We start from the raw sequence: 22,686 nt of genomic DNA, 5'->3' as shown, positions 1-22,686 counted from the left end.
AATCTACGCAACAGGTTGAAAACCTAAGGCCCGATACGGCATGCGGACTGCAGGCAGAGAAAACTGGCCGATTTTCTCTGCACAGGAGGGATAATACAAGGCCTGATAAGCGTAGCGCATCAGGCAATTGTGTCAGTGGTTACCGCGATTCATTTCCGCCAACAACCGCGCATTTATCCAACGCCATGTGTAAAAATGCCTTCGCGGCGGCTGTCTGCCAGCTATTTTTCCGCCGCAACAAAACCGCCGTTCTCTCCAGTAACGGTGGGGCAAGAGAAATCGCTTTAAGCCCGTCATGTTGTGTGGCAATCGCTGCTGGCAACAATGTGGAAAGGGAAGTGCGGCGAATCAGCTCCAGAACCGCGCTAATTGAGTTCGCCTCAATGACCACCTGTGGATGTAGCCCCGCTTTCTCGCAGTAGTGGTCAATTTGCTCTCTGGTGGCAAATTCCGCGCTGAGCAGGACCAGTTTTTCATCATGCAAGCGACTCAACGCCACCTGTTCACAGGCAGCCAGCGGATGATGTTGCGCCACGACTAACGCTAAACTTTCTGTCAGTAAAGGAATTGCCTCCAGCTCCGGCGAATGCGCAGGCGCGAAGGCAATCCCAACGTCCAGCTCGTCGCGACAAAGCAGATCTTCGATTTTCTCCTGCGACATTTCCTGTAGCTGGAGCGTGATGCCGGGGTAGCGCGCATAGAAATCCGCCATTAAAGGGCCGATAAAGTAGCTTGTAAAGGTGGGAGTGACGGCGATACGCAGCGATCCTCGCGTCAGATCGGCAACATCATGAATCGCCCGTTTACCCGCCCCCAGTTCCTGTAACGCCCGGCTGGCGTACTGTCGCCAGACTTCTCCCGCATCAGTGAGACGAATCGTTCGCCCGCTACGGTCAAACAGCGGCACGCCTAAACTCTCCTCTAACTGGCGAATCTGCTGGGAAAGCGCAGGCTGGGAGACGTGCAACGCACTGGCGGCACGGGTAAAGCTGCCATGTTCAGCCACGGCAAGAAAATAATTGATATGTCGAGAGAGCATTCGCCAACCTATAAGTAAATCCAATAGAACTCATCATAAATGAGACTTTTACCTTATGACAATCGGCGAGTAGTCTGCCTCTCATTCCAGAGACAGACAGAGGTTAACGGTGAAAGAGATTATTGATGGATTCCTTAAATTCCAGCGCGAGGCATTTCCGAAGCGGGAAGCCTTGTTTAAACAGCTGGCGACACAGCAAAGCCCGCGCACACTTTTTATCTCCTGCTCCGACAGCCGTCTGGTCCCTGAGCTGGTGACGCAACGTGAGCCTGGCGATCTGTTCGTTATTCGCAACGCGGGCAATATCGTCCCTTCCTACGGGCCGGAACCCGGTGGCGTTTCTGCTTCGGTGGAGTACGCCGTCGCTGCGCTTCGGGTATCTGACATTGTGATTTGCGGTCATTCCAACTGTGGCGCGATGACCGCCATTGCCAGCTGTCAGTGCATGGACCATATGCCTGCCGTCTCCCACTGGCTGCGTTATGCCGATTCAGCCCGCGTCGTTAATGAGGCGCGCCCGCATCCCGATTTACCGTCAAAAGCTGCGGCGATGGTACGTGAAAACGTCATTGCTCAGTTGGCTAATTTGCAAACTCATCCATCGGTGCGCCTGGCGCTCGAAGAGGGGCGGATCGCCCTGCACGGCTGGGTCTACGACATTGCAAGCGGCAGCATCGCAGCTTTTGACGGCGCAACCCGCCAGTTTGTGCCACTGGCCGCTAATCCTCGCGTTTGTGCCATACCGCTACGCCAACCGACCGCAGCGTAACCTTATTTTTAAACCATCAGGAGATCCACCATGATTCAGTCGCAAATTAACCGCAATATTCGTCTTGATCTTGCCGATGCCATTTTGCTCAGCAAAGCTAAAAAAGATCTCTCATTTGCCGAGATTGCCGACGGCACCGGTCTGGCAGAAGCCTTTGTAACCGCGGCTTTGCTGGGGCAGCAGGCGCTTCCTGCCGACGCCGCCCGCCTGGTCGGGGCGAAGCTGGATCTCGACGAAGACGCCATTCTACTGTTGCAGATGATTCCACTGCGTGGCTGCATTGATGACCGTATTCCAACCGACCCAACGATGTATCGTTTCTATGAAATGTTGCAGGTGTACGGCACAACCCTGAAAGCGTTGGTTCATGAGAAGTTTGGCGATGGCATTATCAGCGCGATTAACTTCAAACTCGACGTTAAGAAAGTGGCGGACCCGGAAGGTGGCGAACGTGCGGTCATCACCTTAGATGGTAAATATCTGCCGACCAAACCGTTCTGACAGCCATGCGTAACCATCAAAAGACGTTCACGATGCTGCTGGTTCTGGTGCTGATTGGTCTTAATATGCGACCACTGCTCACCTCCGTCGGGCCACTGCTACCGCAATTGCGCCAGGCAAGCGGAATGAGCTTTAGCGTGGCTGCCCTGTTGACCGCTCTGCCGGTGGTTACCATGGGCGGGCTGGCGCTGGCCGGAAGCTGGCTTCATCAGCATGTCAGCGAACGTCGCAGCGTCGCCATCAGTTTGTTACTGATTGCCGTCGGTGCATTGATGCGTGAGCTTTACCCCCAAAGTGCGCTGTTGCTTAGCAGCGCACTGCTTGGTGGAGTGGGGATCGGCATCATTCAGGCAGTGATGCCTTCGGTAATTAAGCGGCGGTTTCAGCACCGTACGCCACTGGTGATGGGGCTGTGGTCCGCGGCTCTGATGGGCGGCGGTGGACTTGGTGCCGCCATTACGCCCTGGTTAGTTCAACATAGCGAAACCTGGTATCAAACACTCGCCTGGTGGGCGCTGCCTGCCGTTGTTGCGCTCTTTGCCTGGTGGTGGCAAAGCGCCCGCGAGGTCGCCTCTTCTCACAAGACAACAACCACTCCGGTTCGCGTGGTATTCACTCCCCGCGCGTGGACGCTGGGTGTTTACTTCGGTCTGATTAACGGTGGTTACGCCAGCCTGATTGCCTGGTTACCCGCTTTCTATATTGAGATTGGTGCCAGCGCGCAGTACAGCGGTTCCTTGCTGGCGTTGATGACGCTTGGGCAAGCTGCAGGGGCATTGCTGATGCCTGCTATGGCTCGCCATCAGGATCGGCGCAAACTTTTGATGCTGGCGCTGGCGTTACAACTGGTGGGTTTCTGCGGCTTTATCTGGCTGCCGCTGCAATTGCCGGTCTTCTGGGCGATGGTGTGTGGTTTAGGTCTGGGCGGCGCATTTCCGCTCTGTTTGCTGCTGGCGCTCGATCACTCTGCGCAACCGGCTATTGCTGGCAAACTGGTGGCGTTTATGCAGGGGAGCGGTTTTATCATCGCCGGGCTTGCTCCCTGGTTTTCTGGTGTGCTGCGTAGTATCAGTGGCAATTACTTGATGGACTGGGCGTTTCATGTGCTGTGCGTCGTTGGGCTGATGATCATAACCCTGCGTTTTGCACCAGCACGTTTTCCGCAGCTGTGGGTCAAAGAGGCATGATGCGACGCTTGTTCCTGCGCTTTGTTCACGCCGGATGCGGCCTACGTAGATCACTGAACTTGTAGGCCTGATAAGCGAAGCGCATCAGGCAATTTTTATAATTTAAACTGACGATTCAACTTTGTAATCTCTGAAATAATATTGCTTATCCCGGTCGTTTATTTCGCGAATAACCCGGCAAGGAACGCCAGCAGCCACGACGTTTGGTGGAATGTCTTTTATGACGACACTACCCGCGCCAATAACAGAATTATCCCCGATGGTGACGCCTGGATTAATGACCACATGACTTCCGATCCAGACGTTATTGCCAATCGTTATCGGAAAAGAGTACATCTCTCCGTTTTTTCTCAATTCATGGTGTACCGGGTGTCCCGTAACGGAAAGAGTAACGTTGGGTGCAATCAATACGTTATCACCGATCGTTACCGTGTAGTCGTCGACAATGGTTAAATTGAAATTTGCATAAAAATTGCGGCCTATATGGATGTTGGAACCGTAAGAGAAATAGACGGGGGGTTCTACCCAGGCGTTTTCCCCTACCGTGGCAAACATTTCTTTAATCAGGCTTTCTCTTTTATCAACTTCTGATGGATGCGAGTGATTAAACTCATACATTAACGTTTTCCCACGAAGTCTTTTTTCAGGTAAGCCTTCGCACATATCGGTAAATAGCTTGCCTGCTTTTATTCTTTCTGTCATCGACATGTTCATTGCGATCATTCCGCCCTGATATGTTGGTCGGATAAGGCGCTCGCGCCGCATCCGACATTGATTGCTTAAGCGACTTCATTCACCTGACGACGCAGTAGAGAAAGCGGGCCGGGGCCGCTAAGCGTGAACACGGAAATAAAGGTGAAGCCCAGCGCCACCAGACCCAGCACCAGATAAGCGCCCTGGAAACCGATGCGTTCATACATATTGCCCGCCAGTACAGACATAAAAATCATCGCCAGTTGCTTAAAGAAGCAGAAACAGACCAGATAAATCGTCGCTGAAAAACGCACTTCAAACTGGCTGGTAATATATTTAAAGCAGCCCACCAGCAGGAACGGTACTTCAAACATATGCAGCGTTTTCAGAATAACCACTTCCAGCGCTGAGGTGGCGAACGATGAGCCAATAATACGTACAGACATAATAGTGCCAGCCAGCAGTAGGGCGTTTTTCCCACCGATGCGATTAATGATCAGTGGCGCAAAGAACATAATCGAGGCGTTAAGTAATTCGCCCATTGTCGTTACGTAGCCAAATACCCGCGTACCCTGTTCACCTGTGGCAAAGAACGAAGTAAAGAAATTAGCAAACTGTTGGTCAAAAACATCGTAGGTGCAGGAAACGCCAATAACATATAGTGATAAAAACCACAGTTTTGGCTGTCTGAACAGTTCCAGTGCCAGCTTAAGGCTAAATGCCGAATGGTTGGCACCTACCGCATTGGCAACCGTGGCAGAAGAGGGCGCATCCGTTTTGGCGAAAAAGAGTAAAACGGCGAGGATGAGTGCACAGCCAGAACCCAGCCAGAAAACAAACTGATTATTGATGGTGAACATGATACCGACAATCGAGGCACACAGCGCCCAGCCAACACAGCCAAACATCCGCGCGCGACCAAATTCGAAATTACTGCGACGGCTGACTTTCTCGATAAATGCCTCTACTGCTGGCGCACCGGCGTTAAAACAAAAGCCAAGATAAATACCACCAACAATCGATCCTACTAAAATGTTGTATTGTAACAGTGGCCCGAAGATAAAAATAAAGAACGGCGCAAACATCACTAACATGCCGGTAATAATCCACAGCAGGTATTTGCGCAGCCCGAGTTTGTCAGAAAGCAGACCAAACAGCGGTTGGAATAATAGCGAGAACAGAGAAATAGCGGCAAAAATAATACCCGTATCACTTTTGCTGATATGGTTGATGTCATGTAGCCAAATCGGGAAAAACGGGAAGTAGGCCCCCATGATAAAAAAGTAAAAGAAAAAGAATAAACCGAACATCCAAAAGTTTGTGTTTTTTAAATAGTACATAATGGATTTCCTTACGCGAAATACGGGCAGACATAGCCTGCCCGGTTATTATTATTTTTGACACCAGACTAACTGGTAATGGTAGCGACCGGCGCTCAGCTGGAATTCCGCCGATACTGACGGGCTCCAGGAGTCGTCGCCACCAATCCCCATATGGAAACCGTCGATATTCAGCCATGTGCCTTCTTCCGCGTGCAGCAGATGGCGATGGCTGGTTTCCATCAGTTGTTGTTGGCTGTAGCGGCTGATGTTGAACTGGAAGTCGCCGCGCCACTGGTGTGGGCCATAATTCAATTCGCGCGTCTCGCAGCGCAGACCGTTTTCGCTCGGGAAGACGTACGGGGTATACATGTCTGACAATGGCAGATCCCAGCGGTCAAAACAGGCTGCAGTAAGGCGGTCGGGATAGTTTTCTTGCGGCCCTAATCCGAGCCAGTTTACCCGCTCTGCGACCTGCGCCAGCTGGCAGGTCAGGCCAATCCGTGCCGGATGCGGTGTATCGCTCGCTACTTCAACATCAACGGTAATCGCCATTTGACCACTACCATCAATCCGGTAGGTTTTCCGGCTGATAAATAAGGTTTTCCCCTGATGCTGCCACGCGTGAGCGGTCGTAATCAGCACCGCGTCGGCAAGTGTATCTGCCGTGCACTGCAACAACGCTGCTTTGGCCTGGTAATGGCCCGCCGTCTTCCAGCGTTCGACCCAGGCGTTAGGGTCAATGCGGGTCGCTTCACTTACGCCAATGTCGTTATCCAGCGGTGCACGGGTGAACTGATCGCGCAGCGGCGTCAGCAGTTGTTTTTCATCGCCAATCCACATCTGTGAAAGAAAGCCTGACTGGCGGTTAAATTGCCAACGTTTATTACCCAGCTCGATGCAAAAATCCGTTTCGCTGGTGGTCAGTTGCGGGATGGCGTGGGGCGCGGAGGGGAGTGTCACGCTGAGGTTTTCCGCCAGACGCCACTGCTGCCAGGCGCTAATGTGTCTGGCTTCTGACCATGCGGTCGCGTTCGGTTGCACTACGTGTACCGTAAGCCAGAGTTGTCCGGTGCTTTCCGGCTGCGGTAGTTCAGGCAGTTCAATCACCTGTTTATCTTGTGGAGCGACATCCAGAGGCACTTCACCGCTTGCCAGCGGCTTGCCATCGAGCGCCACCGACCAGTGCAGGAGTTCGTTATCGCTATGACGGAACAGGTATTCGCTGGTCACTTCGATGGTTCGCCCGGATAAACGGAACTGGAAAAACTGCTGCTGGTGTTTTGCTTCCGTCAGCGCCGGATGCGGCGTGCGGTCGGCAAATACCAGACCGTTCATGCAGAACTGGCGATCGTTCGGCGTATCGCCAAAATCACCGCCGTAAGCCGACCACGGGTTGCCGTTTTCATCATATTTAATCAGCGACTGATCCACCCAGTCCCAGACGAAGCCGCCCTGTAAACGGGGGTACTGACGAAACGCCTGCCAGTATTTAGCGAAGCCGCCAAGACTGTTACCCATCGCGTGGGCATATTCGCAAAGGATCAGCGGGCGCATTTCTCCAGGCAGCGAAAGCCATTTTTTGATGGACCATTTTGGCACAGCCGGGAAGGGCTGGTCTTCATCCACGCGCGCGTACATCGGGCAAATAATATCGGTGGCCGTGGTGTCGGCTCCGCCGCCTTCATACTGTACCGGGCGGGAAGGATCGACAGATTTGATCCAGCGATACAGCGCGTCGTGATTAGCGCCGTGGCCTGATTCATTCCCCAGCGACCAGATGATTACACTCGGGTGATTACGATCGCGCTGCACCATTCGCGTTACGCGTTCGCTCATCGCCGGTAGCCAGCGCGGATCATCGGTCAGACGATTCATTGGCACCATGCCGTGGGTTTCAATGTTGGCTTCATCCACCACATACAGGCCGTAGCGGTCGCATAGCGTGTACCACAGCGGATGGTTCGGATAATGCGAACAGCGCACGGCGTTAAAGTTGTTCTGCTTCATCAGCAGGATATCCTGCACCATCGTCTGCTCATCCATGACCTGACCATGCAGAGGATGATGCTCGTGACGGTTAACGCCGCGAATCAGCAACGGCTTGCCGTTCAGCAGCAGCAGACCATTTTCAATCCGCACCTCGCGGAAACCGACATCGCAGGCTTCTGCTTCAATCAGCGTGCCGTCGGTGGTGTGCAGTTCAACCACCGCACGATAGAGATTCGGGATTTCGGCGCTCCACAGTTTCGGGTTTTCGACGTTCAGACGTAGTGTGACGCGATCGGCATAACCACCACGCTCATCGATAATTTCACCGCCGAAAGGCGCGGTGCCGCTGGCGACCTGCGTTTCACCCTGCCACAAAGAAACCGTCACCCGCAGCTCATCGCGCAACTCGCCATACATCTGAACTTCTGCCTCCAGTACCGCGCGGCTGAAATCATCATTAAAGTGAGTGGCAACATGGAAATCGCTGATTTGTGTGGTCGGTTTATGCAGCAACGAGACGTCACGGAAAATGCCGCTCATCCGCCACATATCCTGATCTTCCAGATAGCTACCGTCACTCCAGCGCAGCACCATCACCGCGAGGCGGTTTTCTCCGGCGCGTAAAAATGCGCTCAGGTCAAATTCAGACGGCAAACGGCTGTCCTGTCCGTAACCGACCCAGCGCCCGTTGCACCACAAATGAAACGCCGAATTAACGCCATCAAAAATAATTCGCGTCTGGCCTTCCTGTAGCCAGCATTCATCAATATTAAATGTGAGCGAGTAACAACCCGTCGGATTCTCCGCGGGAACAAACGGCGGATTGACCGTAATGGGATAGGTCACGTTGGTGTAGATAGGCGCATCGTAACCGTGCATCTGCCAGTTTGAGGGGACGACGACAGTATCGGCCTCAGGAAGATCGCACTCCAGCCAGCTTTCCGGCACCGCTTCTGGTGCCGGAAACCAGGCAAAGCGCCATTCGCCATTCAGGCTGCGCAACTGTTGGGAAGGGCGATCGGTGCGGGCCTCTTCGCTATTACGCCAGCTGGCGAAAGGGGGATGTGCCGCAAGGCGATTAAGTTGGGTAACGCCAGGGTTTTCCCAGTCACGACGTTGTAATACGACGGCCAGTGAATCCGTAATCATAGTCATAGCTGTATCCTGTGTGAAATTGTTATCCGCTCACAATTCCACACAACATACGAGCCGGACGCATAAAGTGTAAAGCCTGGGGTGCCTAATGAGTGAGCTGACTCACATTAATTGCGTTGCGCTCACTGCCCGCTTTCCAGTCGGGAAATTTGTCGCGCCAGCTGCATTAAAGAATCTGCCAACGCCTGGGGAGAAGCGGTTTGCGTATTGGGCGGAAGGGTGGTTTTTCTTTTCACCAGTGAGACGGGCAACAGCTGATTGCTCTTCACCGCCTGGCCCTGAGAGAGTTGCAGCAAGCGGTCCACGCTGGTTTGCCCCAGCAGGCGAAAATCCTGTTTGATGGTGGTTAACGGCGGGATATAACACGAGCTGTCTTCGGTATCGTCGTATCCCACTACCGAGATATCCGCACCAACGCGCAGCCCGGACTCGGTAATGGCGCGCATTGCGCCCAGCGCCATCTGATCGTTGGCAACCAGCATCGCAGTGGGGACGATGCCCTCATTCAGCATTTGCATGGTTTGTTGAAAACCGGACATGGCACTCCAGTCGCCTTCCCGTTCCGCTATCGGCTGAATTTGATTGCGTGTGAGATATTTATGCCAGCCCGCCAGACGCAGACGCGCCGAGACAGAACTTAATGGACCTGCTAACAGCGCGATTTGCTGGTGACCCAATGCGACCAGATGCTCCACGCCCAGTCGCGTACCGTCTTCATGGGAGAAAATAATACTGTTGATGGGTGTCTGGTCAGAGACATCAAGAAATAACGCCGGAACATTAGCGCAGGCAGCTTCCACAGCAATGGCATCCTGGTCATCCAGCGGATAGTTAATGATCAGCCCACTGACGCGTTGCGCGAGAAGATTGTGCACCGCCGCTTTACAGGCTTCGACGCCGCTTCGTTCTACCATCGACACCACCACGCTGGCACCCAGTTGATCGGCGCGAGATTTAATCGCCGCGACAATTTGCGACGGCGCGTGCAGGGCCAGACTGGAGGTGGCAACGCCAATCAGCAACGACTGTTTGCCTGCCAGTTGTTGTGCCACGCGGTTGGGAATGTAATTCAGCTCCGCCATCGCCGCTTCCACTTTTTCCCGCGTTTTCGCAGAAACGTGGCTGGCCTGGTTCACCACGCGGGAAACGGTCTGATAAGAGACACCGGCATACTCTGCGACATCGTATAGCGTTACTGGTTTCACATTCACCACCCTGAATTGACTCTCTTCCGGGCGCTATCATGCCATACCACGAAAGGTTTTGCGCCATTCGATGGTGTCAGCGTAAATGCACGCCGCTTCGCCTTCCCGCTACCAGAATAGCCTGCGATTCAACCCCTTCTTCGATCTGTTTTGCCACCCGTTGCAGCGCCGGAAGATGCTTTTCCGCTGCCTGTTCGATGGTCATTGCGCTCGCCATATACACCAGATTCAGACAGCCAATCACCCGTTGTTCACTGCGCAGCGGTACGGCGATAGAGGCGATCTTCTCCTCCTGATCCCAGCCGCGGTAGTTCTGTCCGTACCCCTCTTTGCGCGCGCGCGCCAGAATGGCTTCCAGCTTTAACGGTTCTCGTGCCAGTTGATAGTCATCACCGGGGCGGGAGGCTAACATCTCGATTAATTCCTTGCGTTCTTGTTCCGGGCAAAAGGCCAGCCAGGTCAGGCCCGAGGCGGTTTTCAGAAGCGGTAACCGTCGCCCGACCATTGCCCGGTGAAAGGATAATCGGCTGAAACGATGGGTGGTTTCGCGTACCACCATTGCATCAACATCCAGCGTGGACACATCTGTCGGCCATACCACTTCGCGCAACAGATCGCCCAGCAGTGGGGCAGCCAGTGCAGAAATCCACTGTTCGTCACGAAATCCTTCGCTTAATTGCCGCACTTTGATGGTCAAACGGAAACTATCATCGGAGGGACTACGCCGGACATATCCCTCTTCCTGCAGCGTCTCCAGCAGTCGCCGCACAGTGGTGCGATGCAGGCCGCTGAGTTCCGCCAGCAGCCCGACGCTGGCACCGCCGTCAAGTTTATTTAACATATTTAATAACATTAGACCGCGGGTTAAGCCGCGCACGGTTTTGTATTCCGTCTGCTCATTGTTCTGCATATTAATTGACATTTATATAGTTAAAACAACGTTGTGCACCTGGTGCACATTCGGGCATGTTTTGATTGTAGCCGAAAACACCCTTCCTATACTGAGCGCACAATAAAAAATCATTTACATGTTTTTAACAAAACAAGTTGCGCTGTACTGTGCGCGCAACGGCATTTTGTCCGAGTCGTGAGGTACTGAAATGGCAATACAACACCCTGACATCCAGCCTGCTGTTAACCATAGCGTTCAGGTGGCGATCGCTGGTGCCGGTCCGGTCGGGCTGATGATGGCGAACTATCTCGGCCAGATGGGCATTGACGTGCTGGTGGTGGAGAAACTCGATAAGTTGATCGACTACCCGCGTGCGATTGGTATTGATGACGAGGCGCTGCGCACCATGCAGTCGGTTGGCCTGGTCGATAATGTTCTGCCGCACACTACGCCGTGGCACGCGATGCGTTTTCTCACCCCAAAAGGTCGCTGTTTTGCTGATATTCAGCCAATGACCGATGAATTTGGCTGGCCGCGCCGTAACGCCTTTATTCAGCCTCAGGTCGATGCGGTGATGCTGGAAGGATTGTCGCGTTTTCCGAATGTGCGCTGCCTGTTTTCCCGCGAGCTGGAGGCCTTCAGCCAGCAAGATGACGAAGTGACCTTGCACCTAAAAACGGAAGAAGGGCAGCGGGAAACGGTCAAAGCCCAGTGGCTGGTGGCCTGTGATGGTGGGGCAAGTTTTGTCCGTCGCACCCTGAATGTGCCGTTTGAAGGTAAAACTGCGCCAAATCAGTGGATTGTGGTAGATATCGCCAACGATCCGTTAAGTACGCCGCATATCTATTTGTGTTGTGATCCGGTGCGCCCGTATGTTTCTGCCGCGCTGCCTCATGCGGTACGTCGCTTTGAATTTATGGTGATGCCGGGAGAAACCGAAGAACAGCTGCGTGAGCCGCAAAATATGCGCAAGCTGTTAAGCAAAGTGCTGCCTAATCCGGACAATGTTGAATTGATTCGCCAGCGTGTCTACACCCACAACGCGCGACTGGCGCAACGTTTTCGTATTGATCGCGTACTGCTGGCGGGCGATGCCGCACACATCATGCCGGTGTGGCAGGGGCAGGGCTATAACAGTGGTATGCGCGACGCCTTTAACCTCGCATGGAAACTGGCGTTGGTTATCCAGGGGAAAGCCCGCGATGCGCTGCTCGATACCTATCAACAAGAACGTCGCGATCACGCCAAAGCGATGATTGACCTGTCCGTGACGGCGGGCAACGTGCTGGCTCCGCCGAAACGCTGGCAGGGTACATTACGTGACGGCGTTTCCTGGCTGTTGAATTATCTGCCGCCAGTAAAACGCTACTTCCTTGAAATGCGCTTCAAGCCGATGCCGCAATATTACGGCGGTGCGCTGGTGCGTGAGGGCGAAGCGAAGCACTCTCCGGTCGGCAAGATGTTTATTCAGCCGAAAGTCACGCTGGAAAACGGCGACGTGACGCTGCTCGATAACGCGATCGGCGCGAACTTCGCGGTAATTGGCTGGGGATGCAATCCACTGTGGGGGATGAGCGACGAGCAAATCCAGCAGTGGCGCGCGTTGGGCACACGCTTCATTCAGGTGGTGCCGGAAGTGCAAATTCATACCGCACAGGATAACCACGACGGCGTACTACGCGTGGGGGATACGCAAGGTCGCCTGCGTAGCTGGTTCGCGCAACACAATGCTTCGCTGGTGGTGATGCGCCCGGATCGCTTTGTTGCCGCCACCGCCATTCCGCAAACCCTGGGCAAGACCCTGAATAAACTGGCGTCGGTGATGACGCTGACCCGCCCTGATGCCGACGTTTCTGTCGAAAAGGTAGCCTGATATGCACGCTTATCTTCACTGTCTTTCCCACTCGCCGCTGGTGGGATATGTCGACCCGGCGCAAGAGGTACTCGATGAGGTCAATGGTGTGATTGCCAGCGCCCGCGAGCGTATTGCGGCTTTCTCCCCTGAACTGGTGGTGCTGTTTGCGCCAGATCACTACAACGGCTTTTTCTATGACGTGATGCCACCGTTCTGTTTAGGCGTTGGAGCGACGGCAATTGGTGATTTCGGCAGTGCGGCAGGTGAGCTGCCCGTGCCTGTGGAGCTGGCGGAGGCCTGTGCGCATGCCGTCATGAAGAGCGGGATCGATCTTGCCGTTTCTTACTGTATGCAGGTGGACCACGGGTTCGCCCAGCCGCTGGAGTTCCTGCTCGGCGGGCTGGATAAGGTGCCAGTACTGCCGGTGTTCATCAACGGTGTCGCCACGCCGCTGCCCGGTTTCCAGCGTACCCGCATGTTGGGGGAAGCCATTGGACGTTTCACCAGCACTCTCAATAAACGCGTGCTGTTCCTTGGGTCCGGTGGGCTTTCCCATCAGCCGCCGGTGCCAGAACTGGCGAAAGCCGATGCCCATATGCGCGACCGTCTATTGGGGAGCGGGAAAGATTTACCCGCCAGTGAGCGCGAATTGCGTCAGCAACGGGTGATTAGCGCCGCTGAGAAGTTTGTTGAGGATCAGAGAACGCTGCATCCGCTCAACCCGATTTGGGATAACCAGTTCATGACTTTGCTGGAGCAGGGACGCATACAGGAACTGGATGCCGTCAGTAACGAAGAGCTTTCCGCCATTGCCGGAAAGTCGACACATGAAATCAAAACCTGGGTCGCCGCTTTTGCCGCTATTTCTGCGTTTGGCAACTGGCGTAGCGAAGGGCGTTATTACCGCCCAATCCCGGAGTGGATTGCCGGATTTGGCTCGTTAAGCGCCAGAACAGAGAACTGAATATGCAGGAGAAGATGATGAGTTATCAGCCACAAACCGAAGCCGCCACCAGCCGTTTTCTGAATGTAGAAGAAGCGGGTAAAACGCTGCGCATCCATTTTAATGACTGCGGACAAGGCGACGAAACTGTTGTCCTGCTGCATGGTTCCGGCCCGGGTGCTACTGGCTGGGCGAACTTCAGCCGCAATATCGATCCGCTGGTAGAGGCGGGCTATCGGGTGATCCTGCTGGATTGTCCGGGTTGGGGTAAGAGCGATTCGATCGTTAATAGTGGTTCGCGATCGGATCTTAATGCGCAAATCCTGAAAAGCGTGGTGGATCAACTGGATATCGCCAAAATCCACCTGCTGGGCAACTCGATGGGCGGCCACAGTTCTGTGGCGTTCACCCTTAACTGGCCGGAGCGCGTCGGCAAACTGGTGCTGATGGGCGGCGGTACGGGCGGCATGAGTTTGTTTACGCCGATGCCAACCGAAGGTATTAAGCGACTGAATCAGCTTTATCGTCAGCCGACTATCGAAAACCTGAAGCTGATGATGGATATCTTCGTTTTTGATACCAGCGATTTGACCGACGCCCTGTTTGAAGCGCGCCTGAATAATATGCTGTCGCGCCGCGATCACCTGGAAAACTTCGTTAAGAGCCTGGAAGCCAATCCGAAACAGTTCCCGGATTTTGGCCCACGTCTGGCGGAAATCAAAGCGCAAACCCTGATTGTCTGGGGGCGCAACGACCGCTTTGTGCCGATGGATGCGGGTCTGCGTCTGCTGTCCGGCATTGCCGGTTCTGAACTGCATATCTTCCGCGACTGTGGTCACTGGGCGCAGTGGGAACATGCCGACGCTTTCAATCAACTGGTGCTGAATTTCCTCGCACGCCCTTAAGGAACGGTCATGACGAAGCATACTCTTGAGCAACTGGCGGCGGATTTACGCCGCGCCGCAGAGCAGGGCGAAGCGATTGCGCCGCTGCGCGATCTGATTGGTATCGATAACGCTGAAGCGGCCTACGCCATTCAGCACATCAATGTGCAACATGACGTCGCGCAGGGGCGTCGCGTGGTGGGGCGTAAAGTGGGGCTGACGCATCCGAAAGTGCAGCAACAACTGGGCGTTGATCAACCGGATTTCGGGACATTATTTGCCGACATGTGTTATGGCGATAATGAAACCATTCGTTTTTCCCGTGTTCTGCAACCCCGCATTGAAGCGGAGATCGCACTGGTGTTGAACCGCGATCTACCCGCAACCGATATCACCTTCGACGAATTGTATAACGCCATTGAATGGGTACTTCCGGCGCTGGAGGTGGTGGGGAGCCGCATTCGCGACTGGTCGATTCAGTTTGTCGATACCGTGGCAGATAACGCTTCCTGCGGGGTGTATGTCATCGGCGGTCCGGCGCAACGCCCGGCGGGGTTAGACCTGAAAAACTGCGCCATGAAGATGACGCGTAATAACGAAGAGGTTTCCAGCGGGCGCGGCAGCGAATGCCTGGGACATCCGCTTAATGCCGCCGTCTGGCTGGCACGCAAAATGGCCAGTCTGGGTGAACCGCTGCGCGCCGGAGATATCATTCTTACCGGGGCATTAGGTCCGATGGTGGCGGTGAATGCGGACGATCGTTTTGAAGCCCATATCGAAGGCATAGGTTCAGTTGCTGCGACATTTTCAAGCGCAGCCCCAAAAGGAAGTCTGTCATGAGTAAGCGTAAAGTCGCCATTATCGGTTCAGGCAACATTGGCACCGATCTGATGATTAAAATTTTGCGTCACGGTCAGCATCTGGAGATGGCGGTGATGGTCGGCATTGATCCTCAGTCCGACGGTCTGGCGCGTGCCAGACGTATGGGCGTCGCTACCACCCATGAAGGGGTGATTGGGCTGATGAACATGCCTGAATTTGCTGATATCGATATAGTGTTTGATGCGACCAGCGCGGGCGCGCATGTGAAAAACGATGCCGCTTTGCGCGAAGCGAAACCGGATATTCGCTTAATTGACCTGACGCCTGCTGCCATCGGCCCTTACTGCGTGCCGGTGGTTAACCTCGAGGAGAACGTCGATCAACTGAACGTCAACATGGTCACCTGCGGCGGCCAGGCCACCATTCCAATGGTGGCGGCAGTTTCACGCGTGGCGCGTGTTCATTACGCCGAAATTATCGCTTCTATTGCCAGTAAATCTGCCGGACCTGGCACGCGTGCCAATATCGATGAATTTACGGAAACCACTTCGCGCGCCATTGAAGTGGTGGGCGGTGCGGCAAAAGGGAAGGCGATTATTGTGCTTAACCCAGCAGAGCCACCGTTGATGATGCGTGACACGGTGTATGTATTGAGCGACGAAGCTTCACAAGATGATATCGAAGCCTCAATCAATGAAATGGCTGAGGCGGTACAGGCTTACGTACCGGGTTATCGCCTGAAACAGCGCGTGCAGTTTGAAGTCATCCCGCAGGATAAACCGGTTAATTTGCCGGGCGTGGGGCAGTTCTCCGGGCTGAAAACGGCGGTCTGGCTGGAAGTCGAAGGCGCAGCGCATTATCTGCCTGCCTATGCGGGCAACCTCGACATTATGACTTCCAGTGCGCTGGCGACAGCGGAAAAAATGGCTCAGTCACTGGCGCGCAAGGCAGGAGAAGCGGCATGAACGATAAAAAACTTTATATCTCGGACGTCACGTTGCGTGATGGTATGCACGCCATTCGTCATCAGTATTCATTGGAAAACGTTCGCCAGGTTGCCAAAGCACTGGACGATGCCCGCGTGGATTCGATTGAAGTGGCCCACGGCGACGGTTTGCAGGGTTCCAGCTTTAACTATGGTTTCGGCGCACATAGCGACCTTGAATGGATTGAAGCGGCGGCGGATGTGGTGAAGCACGCCAAAATCGCGACGTTGTTGCTGCCAGGAATCGGCACTATTCACGATTTGAAAAATGCCTGGCAGGCTGGCGCGCGGGTGGTTCGTGTGGCAACGCACTGTACCGAAGCTGATGTTTCCGCCCAGCATATTCAGTATGCCCGCGAGCTCGGAATGGACACCGTTGGTTTTCTGATGATGAGCCATATGACCACGCCGGAGAATCTCGCAAAGCAGGCAAAGCTGATGGAAGGCTACGGTGCGACCTGTATTTATGTGGTGGATTCTGGCGGAGCGATGAACATGAGCGATATCCGTGACCGTTTCCGCGCCCTGAAAGCGGTGCTGAAACCGGAAACGCAAACTGGCATGCATGCTCACCATAACCTGAGTCTTGGTGTGGCGAACTCTATCGCGGCGGTGGAAGAGGGCTGTGACCGCATCGATGCCAGTCTCGCGGGAATGGGGGCGGGCGCAGGTAACGCGCCGCTGGAAGTGTTTATTGCTGCCGCGGATAAACTGGGTTGGCAGCATGGGACCGATCTCTATGCGTTAATGGATGCCGCTGACGACCTGGTGCGTCCGTTGCAGGATCGACCGGTACGAGTCGATCGCGAAACGCTGGCGCTGGGATACGCTGGTGTTTACTCCAGCTTCCTGCGTCACTGTGAAACGGCGGCGGCGCGTTATGGCTTAAGCGCGGTGGATATTCTCGTTGAGCTGGGCAAACGCCGGATGGTTGGCGGCCAGGAGGATATGATCGTCGACGTGGCGCTGGATCTGCGCAACAACAAATAATGATGACTGCCGAGAACGTGCATTTTGTATGCCCATCCCAGCACGACTGCCGGATGCGGCGTAAACGCCTTATCCGGCCTACATTTCGCCCGTAGGCAGTCATTAAATGGTTCTGATTACGCGGCTGGCAATGTATCAGCCGCGACTCACCTGTACTCGCAACGAGGTTCATCTTATGTCGACTCGTACCCCTTCATCATCTTCATCCCGCCTGATGCTGACCATCGGGCTTTGTTTTTTGGTCGCTCTGATGGAAGGGCTGGATCTTCAGGCGGCTGGCATTGCGGCGGGTGGCATCGCCCAGGCTTTTGCACTCGATAAAATGCAAATGGGCTGGATATTCAGCGCCGGAATACTCGGTTTGCTACCCGGCGCGTTGGTTGGCGGAATGCTGGCGGACCGTTATGGTCGCAAGCGCATTTTGATTGGCTCAGTTGCGCTGTTTGGTTTGTTCTCACTGGCAACGGCGATTGCCTGGGATTTCCCCTCACTGGTCTTTGCGCGGCTGATGACCGGTGTCGGGCTGGGGGCGGCGTTGCCGAATCTGATCGCCCTGACGTCTGAAGCCGCGGGTCCACGTTTTCGTGGGACGGCAGTGAGCCTGATGTATTGCGGTGTTCCCATTGGCGCGGCGCTGGCGGCGACACTGGGTTTCGCGGGGGCAAACTTAGCATGGCAAACGGTGTTTTGGGTAGGTGGTGTGGTGCCGTTGATTCTGGTGCCGCTATTAATGCGCTGGCTGCCGGAGTCGGCGGTGTTCGCTGGCGAAAAACAGGCTGCGCCACCACTGCGTGCGTTATTTGCGCCAGAAACGGCCACCGCGACGCTGCTGCTGTGGTTGTGTTATTTCTTCACTCTGCTGGTGGTCTACATGTTGATCAACTGGCTACCGCTGCTTTTGGTGGAGCAAGGATTCCAGCCATCGCAGGCGGCAGGGGTGATGTTTGCACTGCAAATGGGGGCGGCAAGCGGGACGTTAATGTTGGGCGCATTGATGGATAAGCTGCGTCCAGTAACCATGTCGCTACTGATTTATAGCGACATGTTAGCTTCGCTGCTGGCGCTGGGAACGGTGTCGTCATTTAACGGTATGTTGCTGGCGGGATTCGTCGCGGGGTTGTTTGCGACAGGTGGGCAAAGCGTTTTGTATGCATTGGCACCGTTGTTTTACAGCTCGCAGATCCGCGCAACAGGTGTGGGAACAGCCGTGGCGGTAGGGCGTCTGGGGGCTATGAGCGGTCCGTTACTGGCCGGGAAAATGCTGGCATTAGGCACTGGCACGGTTGGCGTAATGGCCGCTTCTGCGCCGGGTATTCTTGTTGCCGGCCTGGCAGTGTTTATTTTGATGAGCCGGAGATCACGAATGCAGCCGTGTGCAGATGCCTGACGCGCCTTATTAAGCAGGGGCGAAAGGGACTTCCCCCCAATACACCTACGGCGTTTACAGGTATACTCGCTAAAAATTATTCAGCGGGTTTGGAAACAAAGATGGCAAAACTTACCTTACAAGAGCAGTTGCTCAAAGCAGGATTAGTCACCAGCAAAAAAGCGGCGAAGGTCGAGAGAACGGCGAAAAAATCGCGTGTTCAGGCGCGTGAAGCTCGGGCGGCGGTAGAAGAAAATAAAAAGGCACAGCTTGAGCGTGATAAACAGCTTAGCGAGCAACAAAAACAAGCGGCGTTGGCGAAAGAATATAAAGCCCAGGTGAAGCAGCTCATTGAAATGAACCGAATTACCATTGCCAATGGCGATATTGGTTTTAACTTCACTGACGGCAATCTGATTAAGAAGATTTTTGTCGATAAGCTCACGCAAACGCAGTTGATTAATGGTCGTCTGGCTATTGCCCGCTTGTTGGTCGATAACAATAGTGAGGGTGAATACGCCATTATTCCCGCCAGCGTTGCCGATAAAATTGCTCAGCGTGATGCCAGCAGTATTGTGTTGCACAGCGCGCTCAGCGCCGAAGAGCAGGATGAAGACGATCCGTATGCTGACTTCAAAGTGCCTGATGATTTGATGTGGTAAACATTGATAAATCATGTGCAGATGCCTGATGCGACGCTTTGCGAGTCTTATCATGCCTACGGTTTCCAGGCGAAATGTAGGCGGATAAGGCGTTCACGCCGCATCCGGCAGTCGTGCACTATTATCAACGCATATTCAGTTTATTGGCGTGGTACGCAATATGCTCGCCAATAAAACTGGAGACAAAATAATAGCTGTGGTCGTAACCCTCGTGATAACGGATTAACGTCTTGATATTCATCTCCTGGCAGATCTTTTCAAGATTTGGAGTCCGCAGCTGTTCTGCGTAAAAATCATCACTCAACCCCTGATCAACCATGATTTCCGCAACGCGTTGACCTTGTGAAATAAGGCTCACCGGATCGTAATCCAACCAGGCCTCTTTATTTTCACCAAGATATGCGGCAAAGGCTTGCTGTCCCCACGGTACTTGCGATGGGGAGACAATGGGCGAAAATGCCGAGACGCTGACATATTCATCTGGATTACGTAACGCCAGCACCAGCGCGCCCAGCCCGCCCATAGAATGACCTGAGATAGACTTTCTGGTCGTTGCCGGAAAATGTTGCATCACTAAATCCGGCAGCTCGTTGTGGATATAATCATACATTTTGTAATGTTCATTCCACGGCGCTTGCGTTGCGTTCAGGTAAAACCCGGCACCTTGCCCGAGATCGTAACGGTCGGCATCTGCGACATGACTGCCTCGCGGACTGGTGTCTGGCGCAACAACAATAATGTTGTGCTCCGCCGCGTAACGTTGCATCCCCGATTTAGTAATGAAATTCTGCTCGTTGCAGGTCAGGCCCGAAAGCCAGTACAGCACCGGTAATTTTTCATTCCCGGCTTTTGGTGGGAGATAGACGCCGACATTCATTTCACATTTCAGTGATTGGGAATAATGCCGATACACATTTTGCCAGCCGCCAAAGCTAGCATGTTTTTCAATGAGTTCCATCAGTCATTATCTCACGGTTAATCCCCCGGGCGGCTGCCCGGGGAGAGTATTAAGAACCCCGTCTGAACTGGACGGGTAAACCTGCGGGAAATCAGTAACGAATTACGGTTCGAATGGATTTGCCTTCATGCATCAGGTCAAAGGCGTCATTAATTTCATCCAGGCTCATGGTATGCGTGACAAACGGTTCCAGATCGATATCGCCTTTCATCGCATCTTCAACCATACCCGGTAACTGGGAACGACCTTTCACGCCGCCAAACGCGGAACCTTTCCATACGCGACCGGTGACCAACTGGAATGGACGGGTGGAGATTTCCTGACCAGAACCAGCTACCCCGATGATCACCGACTGACCCCAGCCGCGGTGCGCACTTTCCAGCGCCGCACGCATCACGTTGACGTTACCGATGCATTCAAAGGTATGGTCGATACCCCATTTGTTGATATCCAGCAGGACATCTTTAATCGGTTTGTCGTAGTCATTCGGGTTAATGCAGTCGGTAGCACCGAAGCGACGCGCCAGATCGAATTTCTTCGGGTTCGTATCGATAGCGATAATCCGTCCCGCTTTCGCCTGACGCGCGCCCTGAACCACTGCCAGACCAATCGCGCCAAGACCAAATACGGCAACAGAATCACCTGGCTGGACTTTAGCCGTGTTGTGTACCGCGCCAATACCGGTGGTCACGCCACAGCCCAGCAGGCAGACGTGTTCGTGGTTTGCCTCTGGATTAATTTTGGCCAGAGACACTTCCGCGACCACGGTGTATTCACTGAATGTAGAGCATCCCATGTAGTGATAAAGCGGCTGCCCGTTGTAAGAAAAACGGGTGGTGCCGTCTGGCATCAGGCCTTTACCCTGGGTTTCGCGAACCGCAACACAGAGGTTGGTTTTGCCGGAACGACAGAACTCACACTCGCCGCACTCTGCGGTGTAAAGCGGGATCACATGGTCGCCAGGTTTGACGCTGGTTACGCCTTCACCGACTTCAACCACAACGCCGGCCCCTTCGTGACCGAGAACTACCGGGAATACACCTTCCGGGTCATCGCCGGAGAGGGTAAATGCGTCGGTATGGCAAACGCCGGTATGGGTGACTTTAATCAGCACTTCACCTTTTTTCGGTGGTGCAACGTCAATTTCAACGATTTCCAGCGGTTTACCGGGAGCAAATGCAACGGCAGCACGTGATTTCATCTCTCGCTCTTCCTCAATATGGTAATAGATTCAGCTATTTAAGATAGGCACGAACCAGTTCAATAGTGTCGTCAACGGATTGGCTGACTTCGCGGCTGTAGCAGTCATTTCGGTCAAACGTTTCCCGGATATGGCTTTCAAGCACTTCTGCCATCAGCCCGTTAGCCGCGCCCCGAACGGCAGCGATCTGTTGGAGTATGGCACGGCATTCGGCATCACCCTCCAGCGACCGTTCCAGAGCATCAATTTGCCCCCGAATACGACGAACTCGAGTAAGGACCTTTTTCTTCTCTTCCGGAGTACTGGGCATTTCGCACCTCATCATCTGCACGCAATATACTATAGGGGGGTATGCTATATGTCAATGCATACCCCCCTATAGTATATAACACTGGAGAATAAAATTTATCCGGTGAATGTGGTCGGAAAACAAAGAGGAAAGGGGGGGCTAATCGGCAGGGAAGGCCGCCCCGGATAGCGGGCGGCAGAAGGAATTAGAATTTCCAGGTCAGATGGGCTGCAAGTTGCAGACCGTTATAATCATCGGTTGGGGTGTCGTACCACACTTTACCTGCCGTCAGCCCGAGATTAAGTTGCTCAGTCAGCGGTTGAATACGTTGCAAACTGACGCTCTTCATGCTGCCGTAGCGTGTTTCTGGCGTCCAGTCATAGGTGTAAGCGCCTGTTCCGCGGCTTAGCCATAGTTGCGTATAACCAGTGCCGCGCGGGTCATTCAGACGCACGGAAATCATATTGCTGTAACTACCACCTGCATCGCTGGAGTCATAATGGGTATAGCGGTAGCTGGAGATCACCGGGCCAGTATAGAGGGATACGCCGCCTTGCCAGGCATCGACTTCGACATCATCGTAATATTTAGTGTAGCGATAACCGGTCGTGAAAAGCGTTTTTGGCAACAGTGCCAGGTTAATATCCTGACGAAAATCCTGGCGGGCAAAGACCGGCGTATTATCCGCAAAGGCAATACCCGTTCGGGTTGTCAGCCAGTTATTCCATTTATACCAGACCGCACCCTGACCGCGAGTGGCATTGAAATGTTCAGTTTCATAATCACGACGCCCCTGGGAAAGATTAAAAAGCAGCGTTGCGTTTTCAACTTTCGCCACCAGTTCAGCATACGCTAAATTACGATTGCCATGATCGCCAGAATAATCGGTAAAATCGTAGCCCGCGGTAATGGAAGTTAACCCGGCATAAGCGGGCAATGTGCTAAAAATGGCCGCCGCTAATAACGTCCGTTTTATCAT

Annotated in this window: 21 protein-coding genes; 11 read left to right on the top strand and 10 right to left on the bottom strand. The window is 53.9% G+C overall.

Annotated elements, in window-relative coordinates:
• Nucleotides 1-139: 139 nt before the first annotated feature.
• Nucleotides 140-1,039, bottom strand: a complete 900-nt coding sequence (gene cynR / locus ACJHYW_RS19645; RefSeq protein WP_000952478.1) for a transcriptional regulator CynR — start codon at nucleotides 1,037-1,039, stop codon at nucleotides 140-142.
• Between the two features lie 109 nt (nucleotides 1,040-1,148).
• Between cynR and cynT the strand changes: the two genes are divergently transcribed.
• The 3 genes from cynT to cynX are packed head-to-tail and all read left to right on the top strand — an operon-like array spanning nucleotide 1,149 to nucleotide 3,496.
• Complete coding sequence (cynT, locus tag ACJHYW_RS19640) at nucleotides 1,149-1,808, top strand: carbonic anhydrase CynT (protein ID WP_000658640.1); 660 nt, start codon at nucleotides 1,149-1,151, stop codon at nucleotides 1,806-1,808.
• A gap of 30 nt (nucleotides 1,809-1,838) precedes the next feature.
• Entirely contained in the window at nucleotides 1,839-2,309 is a 471-nt protein-coding gene (cynS, locus tag ACJHYW_RS19635) for a cyanase (protein WP_000616241.1), read from the top strand.
• Nucleotides 2,310-2,314: 5 nt separating this feature from the next.
• Entirely contained in the window at nucleotides 2,315-3,496 is a 1,182-nt protein-coding gene (cynX, locus tag ACJHYW_RS19630; RefSeq protein ID WP_001361918.1) for a cyanate transporter CynX, read from the top strand.
• A gap of 102 nt (nucleotides 3,497-3,598) precedes the next feature.
• Here the strand turns inward: cynX and lacA are convergent, their stop codons facing one another.
• From lacA to ACJHYW_RS19605, 5 genes are all read right to left on the bottom strand, one after another.
• On the bottom strand, nucleotides 3,599-4,210 hold the full coding sequence (gene lacA / locus ACJHYW_RS19625; RefSeq protein WP_024179521.1) for a galactoside O-acetyltransferase: 612 nt from the start codon (nucleotides 4,208-4,210) through the stop codon (nucleotides 3,599-3,601).
• A 65-nt stretch (nucleotides 4,211-4,275) separates the two neighbouring features.
• Nucleotides 4,276-5,529, bottom strand: a complete 1,254-nt coding sequence (gene lacY / locus ACJHYW_RS19620) for a lactose permease (protein WP_000291547.1) — start codon at nucleotides 5,527-5,529, stop codon at nucleotides 4,276-4,278.
• A gap of 51 nt (nucleotides 5,530-5,580) precedes the next feature.
• Nucleotides 5,581-8,655 carry a beta-galactosidase gene (gene lacZ, locus ACJHYW_RS19615; RefSeq protein ID WP_000177888.1) on the bottom strand — a complete coding sequence of 1,025 codons (3,075 nt, stop codon included), beginning with the start codon at nucleotides 8,653-8,655 and terminating at the stop codon, nucleotides 5,581-5,583.
• A gap of 122 nt (nucleotides 8,656-8,777) precedes the next feature.
• A complete protein-coding gene (lacI, locus tag ACJHYW_RS19610; RefSeq protein WP_000805890.1) occupies nucleotides 8,778-9,860 on the bottom strand; it encodes a DNA-binding transcriptional repressor LacI in 1,083 nt (360 codons plus the stop codon).
• A 76-nt stretch (nucleotides 9,861-9,936) separates the two neighbouring features.
• Entirely contained in the window at nucleotides 9,937-10,770 is an 834-nt protein-coding gene (locus ACJHYW_RS19605) for a DNA-binding transcriptional regulator (RefSeq protein WP_001310207.1), read from the bottom strand.
• A 190-nt stretch (nucleotides 10,771-10,960) separates the two neighbouring features.
• On the opposite strand from ACJHYW_RS19605, the gene ACJHYW_RS19600 reads away from it, so the two are divergent.
• The 8 genes from ACJHYW_RS19600 to ACJHYW_RS19565 all read left to right on the top strand — a co-directional run bounded on the left by ACJHYW_RS19600 (nucleotide 10,961) and on the right by ACJHYW_RS19565 (nucleotide 19,259).
• Entirely contained in the window at nucleotides 10,961-12,625 is a 1,665-nt protein-coding gene (locus ACJHYW_RS19600) for a bifunctional 3-(3-hydroxy-phenyl)propionate/3-hydroxycinnamic acid hydroxylase (RefSeq protein ID WP_001007420.1), read from the top strand.
• A 1-nt stretch (nucleotide 12,626) separates the two neighbouring features.
• Nucleotides 12,627-13,571 carry a 2,3-dihydroxyphenylpropionate/2,3-dihydroxicinnamic acid 1,2-dioxygenase gene (mhpB, locus tag ACJHYW_RS19595; RefSeq protein WP_000543457.1) on the top strand — a complete coding sequence of 315 codons (945 nt, stop codon included), beginning with the start codon at nucleotides 12,627-12,629 and terminating at the stop codon, nucleotides 13,569-13,571.
• 17 nt (nucleotides 13,572-13,588) lie between these two features.
• A complete protein-coding gene (mhpC, locus tag ACJHYW_RS19590) occupies nucleotides 13,589-14,455 on the top strand; it encodes a 2-hydroxy-6-oxonona-2,4-dienedioate hydrolase (protein ID WP_000121883.1) in 867 nt (288 codons plus the stop codon).
• Nucleotides 14,456-14,464: 9 nt separating this feature from the next.
• Nucleotides 14,465-15,274: a 2-keto-4-pentenoate hydratase gene (gene mhpD, locus ACJHYW_RS19585; protein WP_000160714.1), complete on the top strand. Its 810-nt coding sequence runs from the start codon at nucleotides 14,465-14,467 to the stop codon at nucleotides 15,272-15,274.
• Nucleotides 15,271-16,221: an acetaldehyde dehydrogenase gene (mhpF, locus tag ACJHYW_RS19580; RefSeq protein ID WP_000044321.1), complete on the top strand. Its 951-nt coding sequence runs from the start codon at nucleotides 15,271-15,273 to the stop codon at nucleotides 16,219-16,221. Before mhpD ends, mhpF begins: the two co-directional genes overlap by 4 nt.
• Complete coding sequence (mhpE, locus tag ACJHYW_RS19575) at nucleotides 16,218-17,231, top strand: 4-hydroxy-2-oxovalerate aldolase (RefSeq protein WP_000998300.1); 1,014 nt, start codon at nucleotides 16,218-16,220, stop codon at nucleotides 17,229-17,231. The genes mhpF and mhpE overlap by 4 nt, the downstream gene beginning before the upstream one ends.
• Before the next feature lie 175 nt (nucleotides 17,232-17,406).
• Nucleotides 17,407-18,618, top strand: a complete 1,212-nt coding sequence (gene mhpT / locus ACJHYW_RS19570; protein WP_001361921.1) for a 3-(3-hydroxy-phenyl)propionate transporter MhpT — start codon at nucleotides 17,407-17,409, stop codon at nucleotides 18,616-18,618.
• Nucleotides 18,619-18,719: 101 nt separating this feature from the next.
• Entirely contained in the window at nucleotides 18,720-19,259 is a 540-nt protein-coding gene (locus ACJHYW_RS19565) for a DUF2058 domain-containing protein (RefSeq protein ID WP_001096710.1), read from the top strand.
• A gap of 124 nt (nucleotides 19,260-19,383) precedes the next feature.
• Here ACJHYW_RS19565 and fghA read toward each other — a convergent pair whose 3' ends face one another.
• From fghA to ACJHYW_RS19545, 4 genes are all read right to left on the bottom strand, one after another.
• Nucleotides 19,384-20,217: an S-formylglutathione hydrolase gene (gene fghA, locus ACJHYW_RS19560; RefSeq protein WP_000419076.1), complete on the bottom strand. Its 834-nt coding sequence runs from the start codon at nucleotides 20,215-20,217 to the stop codon at nucleotides 19,384-19,386.
• Between the two features lie 91 nt (nucleotides 20,218-20,308).
• Nucleotides 20,309-21,418, bottom strand: a complete 1,110-nt coding sequence (gene frmA, locus ACJHYW_RS19555) for an S-(hydroxymethyl)glutathione dehydrogenase (protein ID WP_000842102.1) — start codon at nucleotides 21,416-21,418, stop codon at nucleotides 20,309-20,311.
• Between the two features lie 34 nt (nucleotides 21,419-21,452).
• On the bottom strand, nucleotides 21,453-21,728 hold the full coding sequence (gene frmR / locus ACJHYW_RS19550) for a formaldehyde-responsive transcriptional repressor FrmR (protein ID WP_001141271.1): 276 nt from the start codon (nucleotides 21,726-21,728) through the stop codon (nucleotides 21,453-21,455).
• A 184-nt stretch (nucleotides 21,729-21,912) separates the two neighbouring features.
• Complete coding sequence (locus tag ACJHYW_RS19545) at nucleotides 21,913-22,686, bottom strand: YaiO family outer membrane beta-barrel protein (protein WP_000596108.1); 774 nt, start codon at nucleotides 22,684-22,686, stop codon at nucleotides 21,913-21,915.

Origin of the sequence: Escherichia sp. WS3063 (assembly GCF_046486595.1) — a bacterium.
Taxonomy (GTDB): domain Bacteria; phylum Pseudomonadota; class Gammaproteobacteria; order Enterobacterales; family Enterobacteriaceae; genus Escherichia; species Escherichia coli.
The sequence above is the reverse complement of the archived record's forward strand: the minus strand, read 5'-3'. Positions and strand labels throughout refer to the sequence as shown.